This is a genomic window from Streptomyces sp. NPDC001732 (assembly GCF_053596315.1).
In genome coordinates this window covers 19,213-41,678 of the sequence record NZ_JBSFFY010000015.1, presented here as the reverse complement: position 1 = coordinate 41,678, position 22,466 = coordinate 19,213, and the positions used below count along the sequence as shown (strand labels likewise).

The following is a 22,466-nucleotide window of genomic DNA, read 5'->3' as shown; positions in this document are numbered from 1 at the left end:
AAGGGCGGACCACGACCATGGACGTACTCACCGAGAACTTCTCGCTCTACGGCAAGGGATTCCTGGGCACGGTCGAGCTGACCGTCTACTCCTCGATCCTGGCCCTGCTCCTCGGCTTCCTCATGGCCTCCTTCCGGGTGGCCCCCGTCGGCGCACTCCGGACGCTCGGCACGGTCTGGGTGACGGTGCTGCGCAACACCCCGCTGACACTGCTCTTCTTCGCCGTCCTGCTCGGACTGCCCCGCTTCGGCCTGGTGCTCCCCTTCGAGGTCTTCGCGGTCCTCGCACTCGGCTGCTACACCTCCGCGTTCATCTGCGAGGCGCTGCGCTCGGGCATCAACACCGTGCCGAAGGGACAGGGCGAGGCGGCCCGCAGCCTCGGCATGACGTTCGGCCAGACCCTGAACACCGTGGTGCTGCCCCAGGCGTTCCGGTCGGTGATCCCCCCGGTCGGCTCGACACTGATCGCCCTCGCCAAGAACTCCGCGATCGCCGGCGCGTTCAGCGTCACCGAACTGCTCGGCACCTACAAGACCCTCAACGAGCTGGGCTACAACATCATCTGGAGCTTCGTCTGGATCGCCGTCGGCTACCTGATCATCACCCTGTCCATCAGTGCGCTCTTCAACGTGATGGAGAAGCGCTGGGGAGTCGCCCGATGACCACCCACACCGCCCCGTCCGCCACCGCGCTCTACGACGTTCCGGGCCCCATGGCCCGCAGACGCCACAGGGCGTACGGAATCGTCTCGACGGCACTGATCCTCGCCCTGCTCGGCTGGATCGTCTATCTGCTCTTCGACACCGGGCAGTTCACCAGTGCCAAATGGACCCCCTTCACCTACAAGGGCATCCAGGAACTGCTGCTGCGCGGACTGGGCAACACCCTCAAGGCGTTCGCGTACGCCGCGGTGCTCTCCCTGCTGCTCGGCGGGGTGCTCGCCCTCGGACGGCTCTCCGACCACCGGATCGTGCGGTGGATCGCGACGCTGCTCGTCGAGTTCTTCCGGGCCATGCCCGTACTGGTGATGATCTTCTTCGTCTTCGTGGCGCTGAAGGTGCAGCCCCTGCCCGCGCTGGTCACCGGGCTGACCCTGTACAACGGCTCGGTGCTCGCCGAGGTGTTCCGCACCGGGGTCAACTCGGTGGAGCGCGGCCAGCGCGAGGCCGCGTACGCCCTGGGGATGCGCAAGACGCACGTCATGACCCACGTACTGGCCCCCCAGGCGGTGCGGGCCATGCTGCCCGCCATCATCAGCCAGCTGGTCGTGGCGCTGAAGGACACCTCGCTCGGCTTCCTGATCACCTACGAGGAGTTCCTCCACGCGGGCAAGCTCATCGCGTCCAACCTCGACTACGATCTTCCCTTCATCCCCGTGGTGATGGTGATCTCACCGATCTACATCGGGATGTGCATGCTGCTCTCCTGGTTCGCGACCTGGGTGGCCAAGCGGGAGAGGCGCAATCCGAAGATGAAGGCCGTGCAGGTCGCACCGGCCGAACCAGGAACGCTGCTGCCGGGAGTGCAGTAGCCGGGGCCCGCCGCGAGGCGGTCCCCGAGGAGCAGTGCCCCGTCCGGCAGCAGCCGGTGATCACTTCTCGCGCAGGACGACGGATCCGTGCGACGGGCCCTTCCCGGGCGAGAAGAAGGTCAGCTGCGCGCCGGCCGGGCTGCGCCCGGTGTTGTGCGGCGGCCGACGGCGTCGCCCTGCAGCCCCGACGCTTCCACGACGGCCCCGACCTCGTGGGCCGGGCCGTCCGCCCGGCGGCCCGGCCCGGCCGTCCCGCTACAGTGCGCTCTTCGCCCGCCAGTCGGCCCACGACACGTTCCACGCCCCGTAGCCGTTGCCCTCCGCGACCGTTCCCTTGGCGTCCGCGCCGGTGATCTCGAACGGGTCGCCGACCCGCACCTGCCCGTACAGCGCGCCGGCATTGGCGTCGCTCATCCCGATGCAGCCCGAACTGCGGTTCGCCGAACCGAAGTAGGCGGCGTTCCACGGCGCCGCGTGGGCGTACATCCCCGACCAGGTCAGCCGCATCGACGAGTCGACCATCTTGTCGTAGGCGTTGCCGAGACCGACCGTCTCGGAACGCATGTTGATCGTGCCCTCCTTGGCCATCAGCACGGCCGTGCCGCGCCAGGACGCCTTCTCGCCACCGGGGGTACCGGCCGACATGGGCACGTCCATGACGGTCTTCCCGCCCCGCTGCAGCGCGAGCCGGTGGCGGTCGAGATCGACCTTCACCACCTGCTCGTCGCCGATCGTGAAGGTGGTCCGGTAGTCGCGGACGAACCAGCCGCCGGACGGGCCCGAGTCGATGCCGTCGAGGTCGGCTTCGAGCGTGACCTTCGTGCCGGACTTCCAGTACTCCTTGGGCCGCCAGTCGATCCGGTCCTTGCCGGAGTAGTCCTGCAGCCAGCCCCAGGAGCCCTCGGTGTCGTTCGAGGTGGAGACCTTCAGGGCCCTCTCGACCGCGGCCCTGTCCTTCACCGGGTTGTCGAAGACGATCGACAGCGGCTGGGCGATGCCGACCGTGGTGTTCTTGCCGGGGGCCAGCGTCAGCTTGTTGACCTTGTCTGCGGCCGCGGTGGTGAAGGCGGCCCTGCCGCTGCCGCCGTCGGTGTTCTTCGCCTCGACGCGGTACGCGGTGCCGGGCGCGGCCACCCGGTCCGAGGTCCAGGTCCTGCCGTCGGCGGATATCCGGCCGGTGAGCGCGTTCCCGCCGTCCGCGCGCACCGTGACCGACTTCAGCTTTCCGCTGTCGAGCGTCACCTTCACCGGCTTCCCCGGGGCGGCGCTGTCGCCCCGGAGGTTCACCGAGATCCCGGCGTCGCGTTCCGCCCCGGCCGTGCCGCCCGCGGCCGAGCCCGACGCGGCGGCCCCGGAGCAGGCGGTGAGCGTGAGGCCGAGCACCGCGATCCCGGCGGTCAGGGCGAACCGGACCGGGCGGTTGGGAGCGGCGGTACGACGTACGGGCCGACGTGCAGCGATCAACGGAAAAACCTCCAAGGCATTGCTTCTCGCCGAGGGAGAGGCACGCGCCGCAGGGGCAGGTTCCATGAAATGACCGGAAAACGGGAAAACCCGGTGTGATATGCACCGCAGTGCAACGGGTCACCGCCCGGCCACTCGCCGCCGCCCGGGTGCCCCGACGGGGAAGGCGGCCGTGCGCACGGCGGGGCGGAAGCGGCTGCGGCGGGCCGGGCGACCCCGGCCCGCACCGCTCAGCCCGTCGCCCGGTGGGAGTTGCGCGGTGCCGGAACGGGCGCCTGCGCGGCCCGGGTCACGTCCGCGACGAGCTCCACCACGTCGGGGCCGTACGCCTGCGAGTTGACGACCTTCAGCAGCAGGCAGAAGGTGCTGTCGCCGTACTTGCGGAACAGCTTCTCGTGGTTGCGGGCCAGATAGCGGGAGGCCGCCTGGTTGGTGATCGCCTGCTGCCCGCAGAACAGGAAGACGGGACGGGCGTCCTGACCCACCGTCAGCCTGGCCAGCAGTACGTGCTCGGTGACCCCCTTCTCCGCCCGGTAGCGCTCCGGGCCGATCTGGAAGGCGCCCCGGTCGGGCCCGGGTTCGGGGCTGGTGTTCACCTTCACCCCCGGCAGCAGGGAGTGGAGGTGCGCGGCCATCCGCCGGTTGGAGACCGGACCGCCGACACAGAATTCGGTGCGCTCGCCGAAGCCCTGCTGGGCGACGTCGTGGGACAGGATCTGCGCGTGCGCGGCGCAGTCCTTGATGAGCGCGGAGAGTTCGAGCAGGGCGAAGACGTCGTGGCGGTGGACGGAGCCGTCGCCACCCGCGTCGCGGTTGACGACGAGCAGGCACTCGGAATTGCCCGGCAGCCCGAAGAAGGCCTGTTTGCGGCGGAGTTTGCGGCGCCAGAGGTGGGTGCGGGTGATCCAGCCCAACGAGGCGCTGATGCCGGCGGCTATCACGCCCAGCACGATGTTGCGTACGTCGTCAGTCATGGGCGGGCATGTTAGCGGGCAATCGGACCCGGTTTCATGGTGGCCCTGACGGGGCAGACGAAGCGACGCTACCCTGCGCGGACGATCACCTACTTGGAGGTGCGCATGAGACGTTCCGTCGCACGGAACGCATCATTGTCGGCTGTTCTGGCGGCTGTGGTCACGGTCGGGGCGGCCGGTCCTTCCTCGTCCGCACCGGCCTTCGAGCCACCGCCCAAGTCGCCCGTCGCGGTGGGGTACGGGGGTGCGGTGGCCAGTGTCGACCCGGACGCGTCGGCCGCGGGCATCGAGGTGCTCCGCAAGGGGGGCAACGCGGTGGACGCCGCCGTGGCGACCGCGGCGGCGCTCGGTGTGACCGAGCCCTACTCGGCGGGCATCGGCGGGGGCGGCTACTTCGTCTACTACGACGCCCGGGAACGCACGGTCCGGACGATCGACGGCCGGGAGACCGCACCGCTCGGCGCGGACTCCTCGCTGTTCGTGGAGAACGGCAAGCCGATCCCCTTCGACGACGTCGTCACCAGTGGACTGGGTGTGGGCACCCCGGGCACCCCGGCCACCTGGGACGCCGCACTCGACGCCTGGGGCAGCAAGTCGCTGCGGCAGGTGCTCAAGCCGGCCGAACGGCTCGCCCGGGACGGCTTCGTCGTCGACGAAACGTTCCGTGCGCAGACCAGGAACAACCAGGCCAGGTTCTCCGACTTCCCGGCGACCAGGGAACTCTTCCTGCCGGGCGGTCAACTGCCGGTGGTGGGGTCCCTCTTCAAGAACCCGGACCTGGCGCGCACCTACGAGAAGGTGGGCCGCAAGGGCGTCGACGAGCTGTACCGGGGCGAGGTGGCCGAGGACATCGTGCGCACCGTCCGCAAGCCGCCCGTCGACCCGGCGGCCACCCGTGTGGTGCGGCCCGGCGACCTCACCGCGAAGGACCTGCGGTCCTACCGGGTGCTGCGGCAGGCCCCGACGAAGGTCGACTACCGGGGCCTCGACGTGTACGGCATGGCGCCGTCCTCGTCGGGCGGCACGAGCATCGGCGAGGCGCTCAACATACTTGAGTCCACCGATCTTTCGAAGGTGAGCGAGGCGAAGTACCTGCACCGCTACATCGAGGCGAGCCGGATCGCGTTCGCCGACCGGGGACGCTGGGTCGGCGACCCGGCGTTCGAGGACGTGCCGACGCGGGAACTGCTCAGCCAGCGGTTCGCCGACTCGCGGGAGTGCCTGATCAAGGACGACGCGGTGCTGCCCAGCCCGCTCGCGCCGGCCGACCCGCGCCACCCGGCCGACTGCACGGCCGGTGGCACGGCCACCCCGACGACGTACGAGGGGGAGAACACCACGCATCTGACGACGGCCGACAAGTGGGGCAACGTGGTCGCGTACACCCTGACCATCGAGCAGACCGGCGGCAGCGGCATCACCGTGCCGGGGCGCGGATTCCTCCTCAACAACGAGCTGACGGACTTCTCGTTCGCGCCCGCCAGCCCCGCGGTCCACGACCCGAACCTGCCCGGTCCGGGCAAGCGCCCGCGCTCGTCCATGTCGCCGACGATCGTGCTGAAGAACGGCGAGCCGGTGCTGGCCCTGGGGTCGCCCGGCGGCGCCACGATCATCACGACCGTGCTGCAGTCGCTCATCGGCACCGTCGACCGGGGGCTCCCGCTGGTCGACGCCATCGCGGCGCCGCGCGCCAGCCAGCGCAACTCGGCGGCGACGGAGCTCGAACCGGGGCTGTGGGACAGTCCGTTGAAGGCCGAGCTGGAGTCCTTGGGGCACGTCTTCAAGCCGAGCTCGGAGCTCGGGGCGGCGACGGGTGTGCAGCGGCTGCCGGACGGGCGGTGGCTGGCCGCCGCCGAGAAGGAGCGCCGGGGCGGTGGCTCGGCGATGGTCGTGAAGCCGGCCGGGCGCCCCTGACCGTCGCCGCTGTTGCCGCTGCCCGCTGTCGGGCGCGACGGCACCGGCCGTCACGGCGGCATCCGGTCACGACGAGGGCGTCGTAAATGACATGACGTCAATCGCCTTTTGTTCAGGGCCCCTTACTCGCGGAACCTCGCGAGGAAGGGGCCCTGTGGTCTTGACGGGGGCACGGGACGGGAGCATCTTGAGCGCGTCCGTAAGGAAAGCTTCCTGTCAGAAGGGCACCCCACTGTGCGTACTCGAACGCTCGCCCTCACCGCAGTCCCGGCCGCCGTGCTGCTCGCGGCCACCGCGCTGACCCCGGCCGCCCATGCCGGTCAAGTACCGGGCGCCACCTCCGCCTCCGCCTCCCGGGCGGATGCGGGCAGCGGTGGCGCCGCGGGCAGCGAGGAGGGGTCCGTCGGCGCGGCGGACCTGCTGGCCAAGGTCACCTCGTGCTCGCAGATATCCAACGGCAAGTACCGCACGGACGAGGAGACTTCGGCGACCGTGCCGGTGTGCGACAAGAACGGCGCCGTGTTCTGGAAGGCCGACATGGACATCGACTGCGACGGCGAGATCACCGCCGCCTGCAACGAGGACACCGACCCCTGGTTCCAGAACGAGACGGCGTTCACGACCTCCACGGGAAAGCCGCTGAACGCCGAGAAACTGCCGTACGTCGTCGTGCCGAGCACCAGCAGCATCTGGAACTACGGAAATTCCGGCATCAAGGGCGGTGGCGTCGTCGCCGTCATCTACAACAACAAGGTCGAGTACGCCGTCGTCGGCGACACCGGCCCCAACAAGATCATCGGTGAGGCCTCGTACGCCACCGCCGAGGCCCTCGGCATCGACCCCGACCCCGAGACCGGCGGTGCCGAGTCCGGCGTCACCTACATCCTGTTCAAGAACTCCAAGGTGACCCCGATCGAGAGCCACAGCGCGGCCGTCACCGCGGGCGACGCCCTCGCCAAGCAGTTCATACAGAACAACTAGGGCGACCGCCGCAGGACGGCCCCTCCTCCCGCCGGCCCCCGCGGCGGCTCCCGCAGGCCCGGAAGTCGGAGGCCGGGGGAGTGGGGGCGGGGCCGCCCTGTCGATGGCTTCGCGCCCCCCTGCCCGTCTACAGCGCGGTCAGGATCCGTGGCCCGTCGTCCGTGATCGCCACCGTGTGTTCGGCGTGCGCCGCCCGGCTGCCGTCGGACGTGCGCAACGTCCAGCCGTCCCGGTCCGCGTGGAAGGCGTCCTTGCCGCTGCCGATCAGCATCGGCTCGATCGCCAGCACCATGCCGTGCCGCAACGGCATGCCGCGGCCGGGGCGCCCCTCGTTGGGGACGGCCGGGTCCTCGTGCATCGACCGGCCTATGCCGTGGCCGCCGAACCCCTCCGGAATGCCGTACCCGGCCGTGCGGCAGACCGTGCCGATCGCATGCGCGATGTCGCCGATCCGATTGCCGACGACGGCCGCCGCGATGCCCGCCTCCAGCGCTGCGGAGGCCGTCTCGACCAGCCTGGTGTCCGCGGGCCGGGCGCGTCCGACGGTGAAACTGATCGCCGAGTCGCCGGCCCAGCCGTCGAGCGTCGCACCCGCGTCGATGCTCACCAGGTCGCCGTCGCGCAGTCGCTGGTCGGTCGGGATTCCGTGCACGATCGCGTCGTTGACCGACGCGCAGATCACGGCGGGGAAGGGGGTGGGCGCGAAGTGCGGCCGGTAGTTCAGGAACGGGGATCCGGCCCCGGCCTCGCGCAGCACGCCACGGGCCACCTCGTCGAGTTCACGCAGCGAGACGCCGACCGCGGCCGCTTTTTGGACGGCGTCGAGCAGCCGTGCCACGACCCGCCCGGTTTCCCGCATCGCTGCTATGGATGTGTCTGTCTTGAGCTGCACCATGCCAATTACTATACCGGTCGGAGCGGTATTAGAATGACGGCATGGTACGAACGCCCCTGACCCCGGAAGAGCGTCGCCGCGGCGAACGCCTCGGAGTGCTGCTGCGCGAGGCGCGCGGCGCGCGCAGCATGGTCGAGATCGCGGCGAGCGCCGGAATCTCCGCCGAGACGCTGCGCAAGATCGAGACGGGCCGCGCGCCCACGCCCGCCTTCTTCACCGTCGCGGCACTGGCCGGGGCGCTCGGACTCTCGATGGACGAGATCCTCGTCCGCTGCGCCCCGGAGCCGGAAGCGGTTCCGCTGGCCGGGTAGGACGACCCCGTCCTCGTCCCCGTCCCGGGACCGGTCGCGAAACGGCGGCGCAAGGCCGGGAGCGGCGCCCCCGGTCGGGAAGCGGCCGGCTCCGAAACGGCTTCCCGGTGTTCAGGGCACCTCCGCTTCCGTGCTGCGCTTCCTGCGCTCGCCGGGCTCGGGCAGTGTCCTCCTGCCGCCCTCCGGCGGCGGGTAGAACCTGCGGGCCCAGCGCCGGAACGGCCCGATCGGGCCGTCGCCGGGCGCCAGTCGGGGCGGTTGCTGGTACTGCTTGTGGTGCCAGATCGGGAAGTCGGCGGCGGTGAACTCGCAGCTGGAACGGAAGACGGCGCCGTCCAGCAGCCGGGCCGCGGTCCGGCTCACCGCCCGCGCGAGCGGGGCCGGCAGCCGGGACGGCTCCGCGAAGGAGATCCGGTTGAGCTGGCGGAACTGCATCCGGTTGGGCGCGATGGCCGTCGGCAGCACCATCGTGCACATCCGCAGCCCGAGCCGGGGCGTGTGCACGTCGGCGTGCAGGCAGCCGAGCCCGTAGCCGTCCACCTCCACGTCGACGACGAAACTGCCCAGGAGCGGCGCCGACTCGTGGGCCCGCATGGACACGTGGAACGCGGCGTCCTCGTAGACGACGGGCCCGCCGATCTCCGCCCTGTCCCAGCCGTGCAGGGTGGCGAAGTGCCCGAGGTCCACCGAATTCTCGATGACCTCCTGGACGTTGCCGGCCAGCTCCCACGCGGCGCTGCGGGCCGGCCGGTGGCCGATCTCGTGCCAGCGGGGGACGAACCAGTCCGGGGCCCGGCCGTCGTGGTGGCGCCAGACGAAGACGGCGCCGTTGACCTCGTGCACCGGCAGTTGGGTCAGCGGCGATCTCGGCGGCGGCGTGTCGTACCCCGTCCGTACGCACGCGCCGTCGGGGCCGAACGCGAAGAAGTGGAACGGGCACACGAGATCGTCCCCGTCGACCTTCGCCAGGCCGAGATGGGCGCCGAGGTGCGGACAGTACGGGCGGACGGCGCGCAGGGCCCCCGTGCCGAGCCGGTACAGCACCACGTCCTGCCCCGCCAGCGGCCGGGTGAGCACGGTGCCGGGCCGTAGTTCGTCCGAGAAGGCCAGCGCCGACCAGCCGCTCGGATAGGGCAGGGCGGCGGCGCCCGCGGCATCGGCCGGGGTCGGTCCCTCGGTGATGGCGCGTCCGTACTCGCGTGACAGTCCCACGAATTCCCCTTCCAGGATCGGTCGCCTGGACCCTGCCCAACCCGCCCCGGAATCCTCCCGGTACGCCGCACATCACCTGAAGGGGGAGAAAAGCGACGAGGGTTGACGTCCCGGGGCGTTCGGCCGGACCGGCCGTGCGCTCGGTGCCGTCAGCCGGTGCGGCGGGAGCGCCCGAGGGCCAGGACGCCGAGGGCCACGCCGATCACCCCAAGCGCCAGGGCCAGGGCGCCACCGACCACACCGTTGCCGGTGCCGGGACCACCGTCGGCGACGGCCAGATTCAGCGCGCCGACGACCGTGCCGACCAGCCCCGCCACGAGGGCCACGACAGCCCTGCTCCGTTTGCGGCCGGTGCCGGTGCCGGTCCGGTCGGTGGGGCGGGCCAGGGCCAGCCTGCCGATGACCACGCCGGCCAGTGCCACGAGCGCGGCCGTGGTGCCCACGAGCCGTCCGGTGGTCAGGGCGTAGGTGTCGACGGCGGCCGAGTGCGTCGAGGCGTGTGCGACCGCCGGTGCGGCAAGCCAGATGCCTCCGGGCACGGCGGCCGCGGCGGCGGCGAGCAGGCGGCGAACAGACATGTGGGGTACTCCTTCTCTTCCTGCGACTGGGCGTTGCCCGAGCATGTCCGCCGCCCCCGTCCGCGGTCGTCCGGCGGGCGCAGACACTTCGCACTGCCGCCGGTGCCGCATCCGGCTGCCACGGACGCCGCAGGAGGCGGGGAAGTACCGCGGGTGCGGTAGTCGGCCGCTCGTTCACGAGGGGGACTCGCCCCTGGCGGCAGCCGGTTAGGGTGCGCGCATGGATGCAGGTGAGTCCGGTGTTCGGGCCCGGTTCGGGGATTGGGGCATCGCCGTCGGTGTGATGGCGGCGCTGCTGGTCACAGGGCTGTCCGGACAGCGTTCGGATCCGGACCTCGCCCTGCCCGGATACGCGCTGTTGACGACCGGCGGGCTGGCGCTGGGCGTACGCCGCCGGGCTCCGGTCGCGGTCCTGGCCGTCACCGGGCTGTGCGCGGTGGGGTACCAGGCGGCCGGGTTCGACCTGCCCGCTGTCGCGTACCTGGTCGCGGTGTACGCGGCCGTCAGGGCGGGACACCGCACCGTCGCGGTGGTGACGAGCGTGGTCACGCTGGCCCTGCTCCCGCTCGCCGTCCTGGCCTCGGGGCCGCACGACACGGGCGAGGCCTTCGCACAGGCCCGGGGCGCCCTCGAAATCGCCTGGCTGATCGCGGCCGGCGCCGCGGGAGAGGCGCTGCGGCAGGCCGAGCGGCGGGCGGACGAGGCCGAGCGCACCCGGGAGGAGACCGCGCGGCGCCGCGCCGACGAGGAACGGCTCCGTATCGCCCGGGAGCTGCACGACTCGCTCACCCACCAGATCTCGGTCATCAAGGTGCAGGCGGAGGTCGCCGTGCACGTGGCCCGCCGCCGGGGCGAGGAGGTGCCGCCCTCCCTGCTGGCGATCCAGGAGGCCGGGCGCGAGGCGAGCCGGGAGCTGCGCGCGACGCTGGAGGCGCTGCGCGACGACGACACGGCCCCGCCGCGCGGCCTCGACGACGTCCCCGAACTGGTGGCACGGGCCCGCGCGTTCGGCCTGGACGCGACGCTGACGATCGAGGGACGGCGGCACGACGTGCCGGCCGCGGTGGACCGGACCGTCTACCGGATCGTTCAGGAGTCGCTCACCAACGTCGCCCGGCACGCGGACGCGGCCACGGCGTCGGTGCGGATCGACTGTCGTCCGGACACCCTCGTGGTACGGGTCGACGACGACGGCGGGGCGACGCCGGCCACCGCCCCGGCGCCCGGTCTCGGGCTGCTCGGCATGCGTGAACGCGTCACCGCCCTCGGCGGCCGGCTGCGCGCCGCACCACGGGGCGAGGGCGGCTTCACCGTCCGGGCCGAACTGCCCGTGGACCGGACGCCGTGATCCGTGTCCTGCTGGTCGACGACCAGCCGCTCATCCGCAGCGGGTTCCGGGCCCTTCTCGATCTCGAGGACGACATCGAGGTGGTGGCCGAGGCCGCCGACGGCGGCGAGGGTCTGGAGCTCGCCAGGGAGCACCTGCCCGATGTCGCGCTCGTCGACATCCGGATGCCGGTCGTCGACGGCATCGAGGCGACCCGGCGCATCGCCGCGGATCCGGCACTGAGCGGGGTGCACGTCGTCATCCTGACCAACTACGGCCTGGACGAATACGTCTTCGACGCGCTGCGCGCCGGTGCCGCCGGATTCCTGGTCAAGGACGTCGTGCCGGAGGACTTCCTGCACGCCGTACGCGTCGCCGCTCGCGGCGACGCCCTGCTGGCGCCCTCGATCACCCGCCGACTGATCAACCGCTACGTCGCTCAGCCGCTCCCCACCGAGACCCGCGCCCGCACCGGGACGGGACTGGAGGAGCTGACCACCCGCGAACGCGAGGCCGTGGCCCTGGTCGCGCGGGGCCTGTCCAACGACGAGATCGCCGGCCGCATGGTGATCAGCCCGCTGACCGCGAAAACCCACATCAACCGGGCCATGGCCAAGCTCCGTGCCCGCGACCGGGCCCAACTCGTGGTCCTCGCCTACGAATCCGGCCTGGTGACCCCGCATGACCCTTGATCACGCCTCGTGCCGTACGAGGCCGTCCCGGAGCCCCTCGTCCGGACCGGGCCGGGGTTGCGGGGCCCGGCCCGGTCCGGACGGAAGACCTCAGCCCGCCTGCTGCTCGTAGCCCACGAGCCTGACGCAGACGGCGAGGCCCGTGATCGCCTGCTCCAGCTCCGGGAGGCCCGGGTAGCTGGGCGCGATGCGGATGACCGCGTCGCGCGGGTCGTCGCCGTACGGGTGCGTGGCGCCGGCCGGGGTCAGCACGATGCCCGCCTCGGCGGCGCGGCGCACGACCTCCTTGGCGCAGCCGTCCGGAACCTCCAGCGTGACGAAGTACCCGCCCCTGGGCGAGGTCCAGGACGCCAGTCCGGTGCCGCCGAGCTCGGCGTCCAGGATCCGGGCCACCGTCTCGAACTTCGGCTGCAGCACGGCGCGTTGGCGCTCCATGTGCCGACGCACGCCGTCGGCGTCCCGCAGGAACATGACGTGCCGCAGCTGGTTCACCTTGTCGGGGCCGATCGACCGCTTGGAGTTGTTGCCGAGCAGCCACTGCACGTTCGCGGACGAGGAGCCGAAGAACGCCACGCCCGCACCCGCCGCAGTGATCTTCGAGGTGGAGCCGAACACGAACGCCCGGTCGGGATTCCCCGCCTTCTCGCAGGCGGCGAGCAGATCGGCGATCTCGACGGGCTCGTCGGTGAGGTGGTGGGCGGCGTAGGCGTTGTCCCAGAAGATCCGGAAGTCGGGGGCGGCGGTGTCCATCGAGGCGAGCCGGGCCACGGTCGCGTCGCTGTAGCAGACGCCGTCCGGGTTGCTGTACTTCGGCACGCACCAGATGCCCTTGACCGCCGGATCCTCGGCGACGAGCCGCTCCACGGCCTCCATGTCCGGGCCGTCGGCGGTCATCGGCACCGGGATCATGTCGATCCCGAACCGCTCGCAGAGCGCGAAGTGCCGGTCGTAACCGGGCACCGGGCACAGGAACGCGATCCGTCCCTGCTCCACCCAGCGCGACTCCGCGCCCGGCAGTACGCTCAGCAGGGCGTGCACCAGACAGTCGTGCATCAGCTCCAGGCTGGAGTTGCCGGCCGCGAGCAGCCGGCCCACCGGCACCTGGAGCACGTCGGCGAAGATCTCCCGCAGCTCGGGCAGCCCCTGCAGACCGCCGTAGTTGCGCACGTCCGTGCCGTCGGCGGAGGTGTGCCGGCCACCGGGCAGGCTCAGCAGGTCCGTGGAGAGGTCGAGCTGCTCGGGCGCCGGCTTGCCCCGGGTGAGGTCGAGGGAGAGCCCGAGCCCCACCAGGTCCCGGTAGTCCCGGCGGGCCCGGTCGAGGAATCCGGTGAGGGCGTCGGGGCACAGCTCGGTGGTCATGGTGTTTCCTCTCGCAGGTGCCGCACGCACGGGCTCCTGCCGAGAATGCAAACCGCGCGGGCTCCGCCGGCCGGGCCCCGTCGGCACGGCTCCCGCCCCCGGCCCCCGGCCCCGCCGGGCAGGTGGGAACAGCACCTGCTTCCCAAGGGTGAGGCCGCAGGAGCATGTGGACCGCACGGGTGTGAAACATGATCGACTCCGCCGGTTCACGGCGATGGTCTTGCCCCGCTGTGTGGCGGGGCTTACGTTCTCCTCTACGCACGTGTCTACGGGCGTAGAAAAAGCGTTGAGGCTCTCTGACACCGTGTTGAAGGAGCAGCTCATGTCCCAAGTCGTACGCGCCGCACTCGTCCAGGCGACCTGGACCGGCGACACCGAGTCCATGATCGCCAAGCATGAGGAGCACGCACGCGAGGCCGCCCGCCGGGGTGCGCAGATCATCGGCTTCCAGGAGGTGTTCAACGCCCCCTACTTCTGCCAGGTGCAGGAACCCGAGCACTACCGCTGGGCCGAGGCCGTGCCGGACGGGCCGACCGTCCGCCGGATGCAGGCCCTCGCCCGGGAGACCGGCATGGTGATCGTCGTGCCGGTCTACGAGGTCGAGCAGTCGGGCTTCTACTACAACACCGCCGCCGTGATCGATGCCGACGGCTCCTACCTCGGCAAATACCGCAAGCACCACATCCCGCAGGTCAAGGGATTCTGGGAGAAGTACTACTTCAAGCCCGGAAACGTCGGCTGGCCGGTCTTCGACACCGCCGTCGGCAAGGTCGGCGTCTACATCTGCTACGACCGCCACTTCCCGGAGGGCTGGCGTCAACTCGGGCTCAACGGCGCCCAGTTGGTGTACAACCCCTCGGCCACCTCGCGCGGCCTCTCCGGTTATCTCTGGCAGCTGGAACAGCCCGCGTCCGCCGTCGCCAACGAATACTTCATCGCCGCGATCAACCGCGTGGGCCAGGAGGAGTACGGCGACAACGACTTCTACGGGACCAGCTACTTCGTCGACCCGCGCGGCCAGTTCGTCGGCGAGGTCGCCAGCGACAAGGAGGAGGAACTCGTCGTCCGCGACCTCGACTTCGGCCTCATCGACGAGGTCAGGCAGCAGTGGGCGTTCTACCGGGACCGCCGCCCCGACGCGTACGAGGGACTGGTGGAGCCGTGAGCAGTCTGCACGACCGCCACCTCGCCGTCTGTCCCGACTGGCTGGCGCTCTACTACAAGGAGCCCCTGGAGATCACCCACGGCGAGGGCCGTCACGTCTGGGACGCCGACGGCAGGCGCTACCTCGACTTCTTCGGCGGCATCCTCACCACCATGACCGCCCACGCCCTGCCCGAGGTGACCAAGGCGGTCAGCGAGCAGGCGGGGCGGATCATCCACTCCTCCACGCTCTACCTCAACCGGCCGATGGTCGAGCTGGCCGAGCGCATCGCCGCGCTCTCCGGCATTCCGGACGCCCGGGTCTTCTTCACCACCTCCGGCACCGAGGCCAACGACACGGCCCTGCTGCTCGCCACCGCGTACCGCAAGTCGAACCAGATCCTCGCGATGCGCAACAGCTACCACGGCAGGTCCTTCTCCGCGGTCTCCATCACCGGCAACAACGCCTGGTCGCCCACCAGCCTGTCGCCGTTGCAGACGCTGTACGTGCACGGTGGCGTCCGCACCCGGGGCCCGTACGCGCACCTCGGTGACGCGGAGTTCGTCGCGGCCTGCGTCGCGGACCTGGAGGACCTGCTCGGCCACACCCGGACACCGGCCGCCCTGATCGCCGAACCCATCCAGGGCGTGGGCGGGTTCACCTCACCGCCCGACGGGCTGTACGCGGAGTTCCGCCGGGTCCTCGACCGGCACGGCGTCCTGTGGATCTCCGACGAGGTGCAGACCGGCTGGGGCCGCTCCGGCGAGCACTTCTGGGGCTGGCAGGCGCACGGCCGGAACGGGCCGCCGGACATACTCACCTTCGCCAAGGGCATCGGGAACGGCATGTCGATCGGCGGTGTCGTGGCCCGCGCCGACGTCATGAACTGCCTGGACGCCAACTCCATCTCGACCTTCGGCGGTTCCCCGGTCACCATGGCGGCCGGTCTCGCCAACCTCTCGTACCTGCTGGAACACGACCTCCAGGGCAATGCCCGGCGCGTCGGCGGGCTGCTGATCGAGCGGCTGCGGGCGGTCGCCGCGGGGTCGGAGCACGTACGGGAGGTGCGCGGCCGGGGCCTGATGATCGGCATCGAGCTGGTGCGACCCGGTACCGACGAGGCGGACCCGCAGGCAGCCGCGGCCGTGCTCGAAGCGGCCCGGGAGGGCGGTCTGCTCATCGGCAAGGGCGGCGGCCACAACACCAGCGTGCTGCGGATCGCGCCCCCGCTCTCGCTGACCGTCCGGGAAGCGGAGGAGGGTGCCGAGATCCTGGCCGAGGCCCTTCGGTCGGTGGCCTGAGACCGGGGCCGGGCCGGTGCGCATCGCACGTGCCCGGCCCCGGTGGACCGAGTGGCGGACGGGCCCCGGCCGGTGGCTCCGGGGCCGTCCGGCCGGTCAGTCCCGGTGGCCGGTGGGCCGGGTGAGGTCCAGGGCGCGGACCGGGTCGAGCTCGCCGTGGTACGCGAGGTCCCGGTAGCGCACGTCGGTGACCTTCAGCGTGGCCCCGGCGACGCCCCGGCGCACGGTCGCCCCGAAGCGGACCGAGCCGTCCTTCTTCGTCGTGCCGGTCAGCCGGTGGACCGTGCCGTCGGCCGTCAGCTCGGCCGTGACCTGCGCGCCCTTCACCGGCTCGCCCTGCGCGGTCCTCACGACGCCGTGCGCGGTGACCTTCCAGGCCGCGTCGGAGCCGGGTCGGCCGAGGAGCCGGGCGTCGGCCGCCAGCGAGGCCACGGCGAGCTGCGACGGCGGGGCGGGCTGGTCGAGGGCGACCCGGTCGACCGTCCAGAAGGCGCTGTTCGTACCGGTGTAGCGGAAGCTCAGCCGGGCCGTCCGCGCGCCCGCCGGGACGGTGAGCGCAAGGTGCTCGGCGGTGTTGCTGTCGGCCCGGTAGGACTTCACGAGCTGCGGGGCGCCGCCGTCGTACGAGACGTGCACGTCGCCGGTCTGCGGACCGTCGACCCGGTAGTCCGTCGCGTACGAGACGGTCGCACCCGCCGCGCCGTTCAGTCGGTAGACGGGGCTGATCAGGGTGGAGTCGAACTGTCCGGCGCCGTGCGCCTTGTCGTCCCACTCGTCGGAGTCGGCGACCGCGAACACGTCGCGGGCGCGGACGTTCGTCTCGCGCCCCTGGCCGCGCTCGGCGTTGGACCAGAACTCGTCGGTGGCGAAGGCCCAGCCGCGCCACTCGGTGACACCGCCGGCCGGCATCTTCGAGTTGTCGACGGTCCAGCCCTCGGGCGCGGTGTTCGTCCAGCCCTTGGCGTCGGCCGGGAGCTTCGTCTCGTCGACGGGCCCGCGCAGCGAGGGGCGCAGGGCGTCGAAGTCGTCCGGCTCCGGTTCGGAGAGCGAGGTGCCGTCCAGGTCCCAGGCGGGATCGGTGACGACGCCCTCGTGGCGCAGGACCGTGGGCGCGATGTCGGTGATCTTGACGTCGTCGCGCACCGAGCCGGGCCGGATGGCCTTGCCCCTGGCGATCACGAACGTGCCGCGCTCCAGCGGGGTGTTGCCGCCGTGCCCGCCGGTGGGGGTGTGGCCGTGGTCGGCGGTGACGACGACGAGCCAGTCCTCCTGTGCGTACGTCGGCCGCGAGGTCACGGTGTCGAGCAGCCGGCCGACCCGGGTGTCGGCGGCGTTCAGGGCCTTGAGGTAGGCGTCGCTCGCGGAGCCGGTGCTGTGACCGGCGCCGTCGACCTCGTCGAGGTGGACGAAGGTGGAGTCGGGGTTGCCGTGCGCGAGGAGGTCGGCGGCCTTGGCGGTGGTGCCCTCGTCGTTGCCGCCCGCGATCCGCAGATCGGTCTTCGCGCCGAACACGGTCTGGGGGATCGGGGCCCAGGTGCCGACGACCAGGGTGGACGTGACCGGGTCCGCGGCCTCCAGCCGGGTCGCGTAGTCCGGGTACCGGTCGTAGTTCGGGTTCGTGAAGTCGTTGTCCTTCACGTTGTGCTTGTCGGGCCAGACGCCGGTGGCGACGGACGACCAGCCGGCGCCGGAGACGGTCGGGGCCATCGGGTTGGCGTACAGGTTGCTCCGGGCGGTCAGCCCCTCGGCCATCAGCCGCTCGATGCGCGGTACGTCGGCGCGCGAGAAGGCGTCGAAGGTGGCGCCGTCGATGCCGATGACCAGGGTCTTGGCCTGCTTGGTGCCGGACGGCAGACCGGCGTACGGGGCGGCGGACGGCGCCGCGGGGCTCTGGGCGCGGGCGGCGGTGGGGGCGAGCGGCAGTGCGACGGCGGCGACGGTGGCGGCGGCCAGCACCGTACGCGCGGAGCGCGACAGGGACACGTGATCCTCCGGGATCGGTCGATGGGCACCGGGCAACGGGGGCGTCCGGTGACGTGTTCGAGGCTGGTGGCCGGTGGTGAGCGGATCACACCGCGTACGGGACGAGCGCGTGAACCGGATTCGACATCTGGACCAGACCCGTCATCAGTTCGTTATCCAGGGGTGGCTCCACGGCTCGTCCCCGCACGTGTCCGCGCCGCCCGCGAACGGTGCCGGGCCGCGACCGGCTGTGGGCCGGTGGAGTGTCGGGCGGATGAAACAGAAACGTCTTCAGCGGTTGGCGGCAGCGGTATTGCCACAGTGGGTAACCCACTTCTACGTTCTTCATCACGCACCTCATCTACGTGCGTAGACCCATTCCGCCACAGTGAGGAGGGGTACATGAGCCGCGCCGTCTTCCACGGCGGTCCCGCCGGCCGGCCGTTCCCCGGATGCCCGTGTGTTCCGACCGGCCGGGCCGTCCGCCGCGGTGCGGCCGGAGGCAGCCGTGTTCTTCGGCGGACGCGATGTGAAGGGACTTGTGAGGTATGACTCGGACTCTGATTACCGGTGGCCTTGTGATCACGGCCGCCGAGGAGCTGCACGCGGACGTGCTGATCGAGAACGGCCGGGTGGTGGCGCTGGCGACACCGGGCAGCCAGCAGTGGACTGCCGACCGGGTCATCGACGCGTCGCACAAGTACGTGATCCCGGGCGGGATCGACGCGCACACGCACATGGAGATGCCGTTCGGCGGCACCTTCGCGTCGGACACCTTCGAGACGGGCACGAGGGCCGCGGCGTGGGGCGGCACGACCACCATCGTCGACTTCGCGGTGCAGTCCAAGGGGGCGGCGCTGCGGGCGGGGCTGGACGCCTGGCACGCGAAGGCCGACGGCAACTGCGCGATCGACTACGCGTTCCACATGATCGTGGCGGACGTGAACGAGTCGACGCTGAAGGAGATGGACGGGCTCGTCGAGGAGGGCGTGAGCTCGTTCAAGCTGTTCATGGCGTACCCGGGGGTCTTCTACTCGGACGACGGGCAGATCCTGCGGGCGATGCAGCGGGCCGGTGAGAACGGCGGCCTGATCATGATGCACGCGGAGAACGGCATCGCGATCGACGTGCTGGTGGAGCAGGCGCTGGCCCGCGGCGAGACCGATCCGCGCTACCACGGAGAGGTCCGCAAGGCGCTGCTGGAGGCGGAGGCGACGCACCGCGCGATCAAACTGGCGCAGGTCGCGGGCTCGCCGCTGTACGTGGTGCACGTGTCGGCACAGGAGGCGGTGGCCGAGCTGGCCCGTGCCCGGGACGAGGGCCTGCCGGTCTTCGGGGAGACCTGCCCGCAGTACCTGTTCCTGTCGACGGACAACCTCGCCGAGCCCGACTTCGAGGGCGCGAAGTACGTGTGCAGCACACCGCTGCGGCCCAAGGAGCACCAGGCGGCGCTCTGGCGGGGGCTGCGCACCGACGACCTGCAGGTGGTGTCGACGGACCACTGCCCGTTCTGCTTCTCCGGCCAGAAGGAAATGGGCCGAGGCGACTTCTCCAGGATCCCGAACGGGATGCCGGGCGTGGAGAACCGGATGGACCTGCTGCACCAGGCGGTGGTGGACGGGCACATCTCGCGGCGCCGCTGGATCGAGATCGCCTGCGCGGCACCGGCCCGGATGTTCGGCCTGTACCCGAGGAAGGGCACCATCGCGCCGGGCGCGGACGCCGACATCGTCATCTACGACCCGACCGCCGAGCAGACCGTCTCGGCCGAGACCCACCACATGAACGTCGACTACTCGGCGTACGAGGGCAAGCGGCTGACGGGCCGGGTGGAAACGGTCCTGTCGCGCGGCGAACCCGTCATCACCGAGCGGGAGTTCACCGGCCGTGCCGGACACGGCGTGTACACCCCGCGCGGCCTCTGCCAGTACCTGGACTGACCGGTCCGGCCCGCCGGGTGCCGCGGACGGCACACCGCCGTCCGCGGCACCCGGTCCCGGCAGGCAATCAGTACGCGTGGATCGTTCGGCGGCCCGCGGCGCGACCGCACACCGCCGATCCGGACTCGACCAGTAAGGGGCTTCACATGGACTTCGGACTCGTCCTGCAGACCGACCCGCCCGCCTCGGCCGTCGTCGGCCTGATGCGCCGTGCCGAACGCAACGGCTTCAGCCACGGCTGGACCTTCGACTCCGCCGTGCTGTGGCAGGAGCCGTTCGTCATCTACAGCCAGATCCTCGAACACACCGAACACCTCGTCGTCGGCCCGATGGTCACCAACCCGGGCACCCGCACCTGGGAGGTGACCGCCTCCACCTTCGCCACCCTCAACGACATGTACGGCAACCGCACCGTCTGCGGCATCGGACGCGGCGACTCCGCGATGCGCGTCGCCGGGCGCAAACCGAACACGCTCGCCCGGATCAGCGGAGCGATGAAGGCGATCCGGGCCCTGGGCCGCGGCGACGAGGCCGACCTCGGCGGCACGGTCATCAGGTTCCCCTGGGTGCGGGAGGGCGCCGAGGTCCCCGTCTGGATGGCGGCGTACGGGCCCAAGGCGCTGAAGATGACCGGCGAGGAGGCAGACGGATTCATCCTCCAGCTCGCCGACCCGTTCCTCACCGAGTACATGGTGAAGGCGGTGCGCGACGCGGCCGTCGCCGCCGGACGCGACCCGTCGGAGGTGAAGATCTGCGTCGCAGCGCCCGCGTACGTGACGCGGGACGACTCGCCCGAGGCGCTCGCCCACGCCCGGGAACAGTGCCGCTGGTTCGGCGGCATGGTCGGCAACCACGTCGCGGACCTGGTGGCGAAGTACGGCTCGGACTCGGGCCTGGTGCCGCAGGAACTGACGGACTACATCAAGGCGCGCGACGGGTACGACTACGCGCACCACGGCCGCTCCGGGAACCCCGACACCAAGTTCGTGCCGGACGAGATCGTGGACCGCTTCTGCCTGATCGGCCCGGTCGAGACACATCTCGAAAGGCTGCGCGCGCTGCGGGACCTGGGCGTCGACCAGTTCGCCCTGTACGCGATGCACGACGCGAAGGAGTCGGTGATCGACGAGTACGGCAAGAACATCATTCCCGTACTCGACGCATGACGGGCGAGTTATCCCGCCCACCGGTCGCACCCCGACCGGGCAAGGCAGTTCACGGCACCCGCACGGCCATGTTCCCCCGTCCCCCGTGAGCCCCGGCGGGCCCGCGGCACCTCATCGAACGGACTGCCCATGACCAACACCGCCCCACCCCCGCCTCCGCCCTCCCCGATACCGGCCGGAGGGGCGGGCGTCGAACTCCCCGCCGACGCCTACCCCTCCGGCAGCCGCTACGCCAACGAGGACCTGCGCCCCGTCCCGATCGCCGAGCGACGCTGGACCACGTACAACTTCGTGGCCCTGTGGATCGGCATGGCCCACTGCATCCCGTCCTGGACCCTGGCCTCCGGCCTGGTCGCGCTCGGCATGGACTGGAAGCAGGCGGTCCTCACGATCGCGCTGGCGAACGTGATCGTGCTGCTGCCGATGCTGCTGACCGGGCACGCCGGACCGAAGTACGGCATCCCCTTCCCGGTCCTGGCCCGCGCCTCCTTCGGGATACGCGGCGCGAACCTGCCCGCCATGGTGCGTGCCGCGGTGGCCTGCTGCTGGTTCGGCATCCAGACCTGGATCGGCGGCCAGGGCGTCTTCGTGCTCCTGGGAAAGATCTTCGGGGGCTGGGCCGACGCGGCGGAGGTCGGCGGCTACCCCTGGACGCTGTGGCTCTGCTTCGTCCTCTTCTGGGCGCTCGAACTCGCCATCATCTACCGGGGGATGGAGACCCTGCGCCGCTTCGAGAACTGGGCGGCGCCGTTCGTGCTCGTCGGCGCGGTGGTGCTGCTGGTCTGGATCGCGAACAAGGCGGGCGGCTTCGGCCCGCTGCTGCACGAGCCGTCGAAGGTCGGCTGGGGCGCGGACTTCTGGAAGATCTTCTTCCCGGGCCTGATGGGCATGATCGGCTTCTGGTCGACGCTGTCGCTGAACATCCCGGACTTCACCCGCTTCGGCAAGGGGCAGCGCGCCCAGGTGTGGGGCCAGACCCTCGGCCTGCCGACCACGATGACGGCGTTCGCGCTCATGTCGGTGCTGGTGACGGCGGGTTCGGAGAAGGTCTACGGGGCGGCGATCTGGGACCCGGTCGAGCTCGCCGCCAAGACGGACAGCGTCTTCGGGCTGCTGTTCGCCCTCGTCACCGTGTTCGTGGCGACGATCTCCGTGAACATCGCGGCGAACGTGGTCTCTCCCGCGTACGACCTCGCGAACCTGGCGCCGAAGCTCATCAACTTCCGCACGGGCGCGCTCATCACGGGGGTCGTGGGCGTGCTGATCATGCCGTGGAAGCTGACGTCGACGCCCGAGCTGTACATCTTCACCTGGCTGGGCGTGGTCGGCGGACTGCTGGGCACGGTGGCCGGCATCCTGATCGCGGACTACTGGATCATCCGCCGGACCGTGCTGCACCTCGCCGACCTGTACGTGGCTGGAGGGCGGTACTGGTACGCGCGCGGCTGGAACTGGCGGGCCGTCGTCGCCTTCGTCGTCGGGGGTGTGCTCGCCGTCGGCGGGTCCTACTCGACGCTCGACGCGAAGGGGAACAAGGCCGGACCGTTCCCCACCGACGGGCTCGTCCCGTTCCTCAAACCCCTCGCGGACTACGGCTGGGCCGTCGGGCTCGGCGTCTCACTGCTCGTGTACGTGGCACTGACGGCGGGAGCGGGGCGGCGGCCGGCCGACGGCGGCTGAGGGCGCGGGAGGCCGGTCCCCACCGGCGGGTGGGG

19 protein-coding genes are annotated in these 22,466 nt (G+C 71.2%); 12 read left to right on the top strand and 7 right to left on the bottom strand.

From position 1 onward, the window contains the following. Positions 1–17 precede the first annotated feature (17 nt). On the top strand, positions 18–662 hold the full coding sequence (locus ACWCXX_RS17300; protein ID WP_451127975.1) for an amino acid ABC transporter permease: 645 nt from the start codon (positions 18–20) through the stop codon (positions 660–662). Further along, positions 659–1,531 (top strand): amino acid ABC transporter permease, encoded by an 873-nt coding sequence (locus ACWCXX_RS17295; protein ID WP_451127973.1) that lies wholly within the window; start codon positions 659–661, stop codon positions 1,529–1,531. Before ACWCXX_RS17300 ends, ACWCXX_RS17295 begins: the two co-directional genes overlap by 4 nt. Positions 1,532–1,786: 255 nt before the next feature. Here ACWCXX_RS17295 and ACWCXX_RS17290 read toward each other — a convergent pair whose 3' ends face one another. Together ACWCXX_RS17290 and ACWCXX_RS17285 are read right to left on the bottom strand one after the other, a co-directional pair. Further along, positions 1,787–2,995 (bottom strand): L,D-transpeptidase, encoded by a 1,209-nt coding sequence (locus ACWCXX_RS17290; protein ID WP_451127971.1) that lies wholly within the window; start codon positions 2,993–2,995, stop codon positions 1,787–1,789. A 230-nt stretch (positions 2,996–3,225) separates the two neighbouring features. Continuing rightward, positions 3,226–3,969, bottom strand: a complete 744-nt coding sequence (locus ACWCXX_RS17285) for a hypothetical protein (protein WP_451127969.1) — start codon at positions 3,967–3,969, stop codon at positions 3,226–3,228. Between the two features lie 105 nt (positions 3,970–4,074). Here ACWCXX_RS17285 and ggt point away from each other — a divergent pair, with 105 nt between their 5' ends. Beyond that, entirely contained in the window at positions 4,075–5,883 is a 1,809-nt protein-coding gene (gene ggt, locus ACWCXX_RS17280; RefSeq protein WP_451127967.1) for a gamma-glutamyltransferase, read from the top strand. Positions 5,884–6,117: 234 nt separating this feature from the next. Next, on the top strand, positions 6,118–6,864 hold the full coding sequence (locus ACWCXX_RS17275) for a glycoside hydrolase family 75 protein (protein WP_451127965.1): 747 nt from the start codon (positions 6,118–6,120) through the stop codon (positions 6,862–6,864). Positions 6,865–6,991: 127 nt separating this feature from the next. Here the strand turns inward: ACWCXX_RS17275 and map are convergent, their stop codons facing one another. Continuing rightward, the gene (gene map / locus ACWCXX_RS17270) at positions 6,992–7,759 is read right to left on the bottom strand and encodes a type I methionyl aminopeptidase (protein WP_451127963.1); all 768 of its coding nucleotides are present in this window, start codon (positions 7,757–7,759) and stop codon (positions 6,992–6,994) included. Between the two features lie 41 nt (positions 7,760–7,800). Here map and ACWCXX_RS17265 point away from each other — a divergent pair, with 41 nt between their 5' ends. Beyond that, positions 7,801–8,070 (top strand): helix-turn-helix domain-containing protein, encoded by a 270-nt coding sequence (locus ACWCXX_RS17265; protein WP_451127961.1) that lies wholly within the window; start codon positions 7,801–7,803, stop codon positions 8,068–8,070. 111 nt (positions 8,071–8,181) lie between these two features. Here ACWCXX_RS17265 and ACWCXX_RS17260 read toward each other — a convergent pair whose 3' ends face one another. Next, positions 8,182–9,282 carry a Rieske 2Fe-2S domain-containing protein gene (locus ACWCXX_RS17260; protein ID WP_451127959.1) on the bottom strand — a complete coding sequence of 367 codons (1,101 nt, stop codon included), beginning with the start codon at positions 9,280–9,282 and terminating at the stop codon, positions 8,182–8,184. Between the two features lie 149 nt (positions 9,283–9,431). Next, positions 9,432–9,860, bottom strand: coding sequence for a DUF6223 family protein (locus ACWCXX_RS17255; protein WP_451127957.1), 429 nt, complete (start codon positions 9,858–9,860; stop codon positions 9,432–9,434). Between the two features lie 220 nt (positions 9,861–10,080). On the opposite strand from ACWCXX_RS17255, the gene ACWCXX_RS17250 reads away from it, so the two are divergent. Continuing rightward, a complete protein-coding gene (locus tag ACWCXX_RS17250) occupies positions 10,081–11,208 on the top strand; it encodes a sensor histidine kinase (protein ID WP_451127955.1) in 1,128 nt (375 codons plus the stop codon). After that, entirely contained in the window at positions 11,205–11,879 is a 675-nt protein-coding gene (locus ACWCXX_RS17245; RefSeq protein ID WP_451127953.1) for a response regulator, read from the top strand. Before ACWCXX_RS17250 ends, ACWCXX_RS17245 begins: the two co-directional genes overlap by 4 nt. A gap of 90 nt (positions 11,880–11,969) precedes the next feature. On the opposite strand, the gene ACWCXX_RS17240 is transcribed toward ACWCXX_RS17245, so the two are convergent. Beyond that, positions 11,970–13,238, bottom strand: coding sequence for an aminotransferase class I/II-fold pyridoxal phosphate-dependent enzyme (locus ACWCXX_RS17240; RefSeq protein WP_451127951.1), 1,269 nt, complete (start codon positions 13,236–13,238; stop codon positions 11,970–11,972). A 322-nt stretch (positions 13,239–13,560) separates the two neighbouring features. Here ACWCXX_RS17240 and ACWCXX_RS17235 point away from each other — a divergent pair, with 322 nt between their 5' ends. Together ACWCXX_RS17235 and ACWCXX_RS17230 are read left to right on the top strand one after the other, a co-directional pair. After that, a complete protein-coding gene (locus ACWCXX_RS17235) occupies positions 13,561–14,403 on the top strand; it encodes a nitrilase-related carbon-nitrogen hydrolase (RefSeq protein WP_451127949.1) in 843 nt (280 codons plus the stop codon). Next, positions 14,400–15,683 (top strand): aspartate aminotransferase family protein, encoded by a 1,284-nt coding sequence (locus tag ACWCXX_RS17230; RefSeq protein ID WP_451127947.1) that lies wholly within the window; start codon positions 14,400–14,402, stop codon positions 15,681–15,683. The genes ACWCXX_RS17235 and ACWCXX_RS17230 overlap by 4 nt, the downstream gene beginning before the upstream one ends. A 96-nt stretch (positions 15,684–15,779) precedes the next feature. On the opposite strand, the gene ACWCXX_RS17225 is transcribed toward ACWCXX_RS17230, so the two are convergent. Next, positions 15,780–17,666, bottom strand: a complete 1,887-nt coding sequence (locus tag ACWCXX_RS17225) for an alkaline phosphatase family protein (protein ID WP_451127945.1) — start codon at positions 17,664–17,666, stop codon at positions 15,780–15,782. Between the two features lie 527 nt (positions 17,667–18,193). On the opposite strand from ACWCXX_RS17225, the gene hydA reads away from it, so the two are divergent. The 3 genes from hydA (at position 18,194) to ACWCXX_RS17210 (ending at position 22,431) form a co-directional block, all read left to right on the top strand. Continuing rightward, positions 18,194–19,585 carry a dihydropyrimidinase gene (gene hydA, locus ACWCXX_RS17220; RefSeq protein WP_451127943.1) on the top strand — a complete coding sequence of 464 codons (1,392 nt, stop codon included), beginning with the start codon at positions 18,194–18,196 and terminating at the stop codon, positions 19,583–19,585. A 146-nt stretch (positions 19,586–19,731) separates the two neighbouring features. Continuing rightward, a complete protein-coding gene (locus tag ACWCXX_RS17215) occupies positions 19,732–20,751 on the top strand; it encodes a TIGR03842 family LLM class F420-dependent oxidoreductase (RefSeq protein WP_451127941.1) in 1,020 nt (339 codons plus the stop codon). A 129-nt stretch (positions 20,752–20,880) separates the two neighbouring features. After that, a complete protein-coding gene (locus tag ACWCXX_RS17210; protein ID WP_451127939.1) occupies positions 20,881–22,431 on the top strand; it encodes an NCS1 family nucleobase:cation symporter-1 in 1,551 nt (516 codons plus the stop codon). Positions 22,432–22,466: the final 35 nt, after the last annotated feature.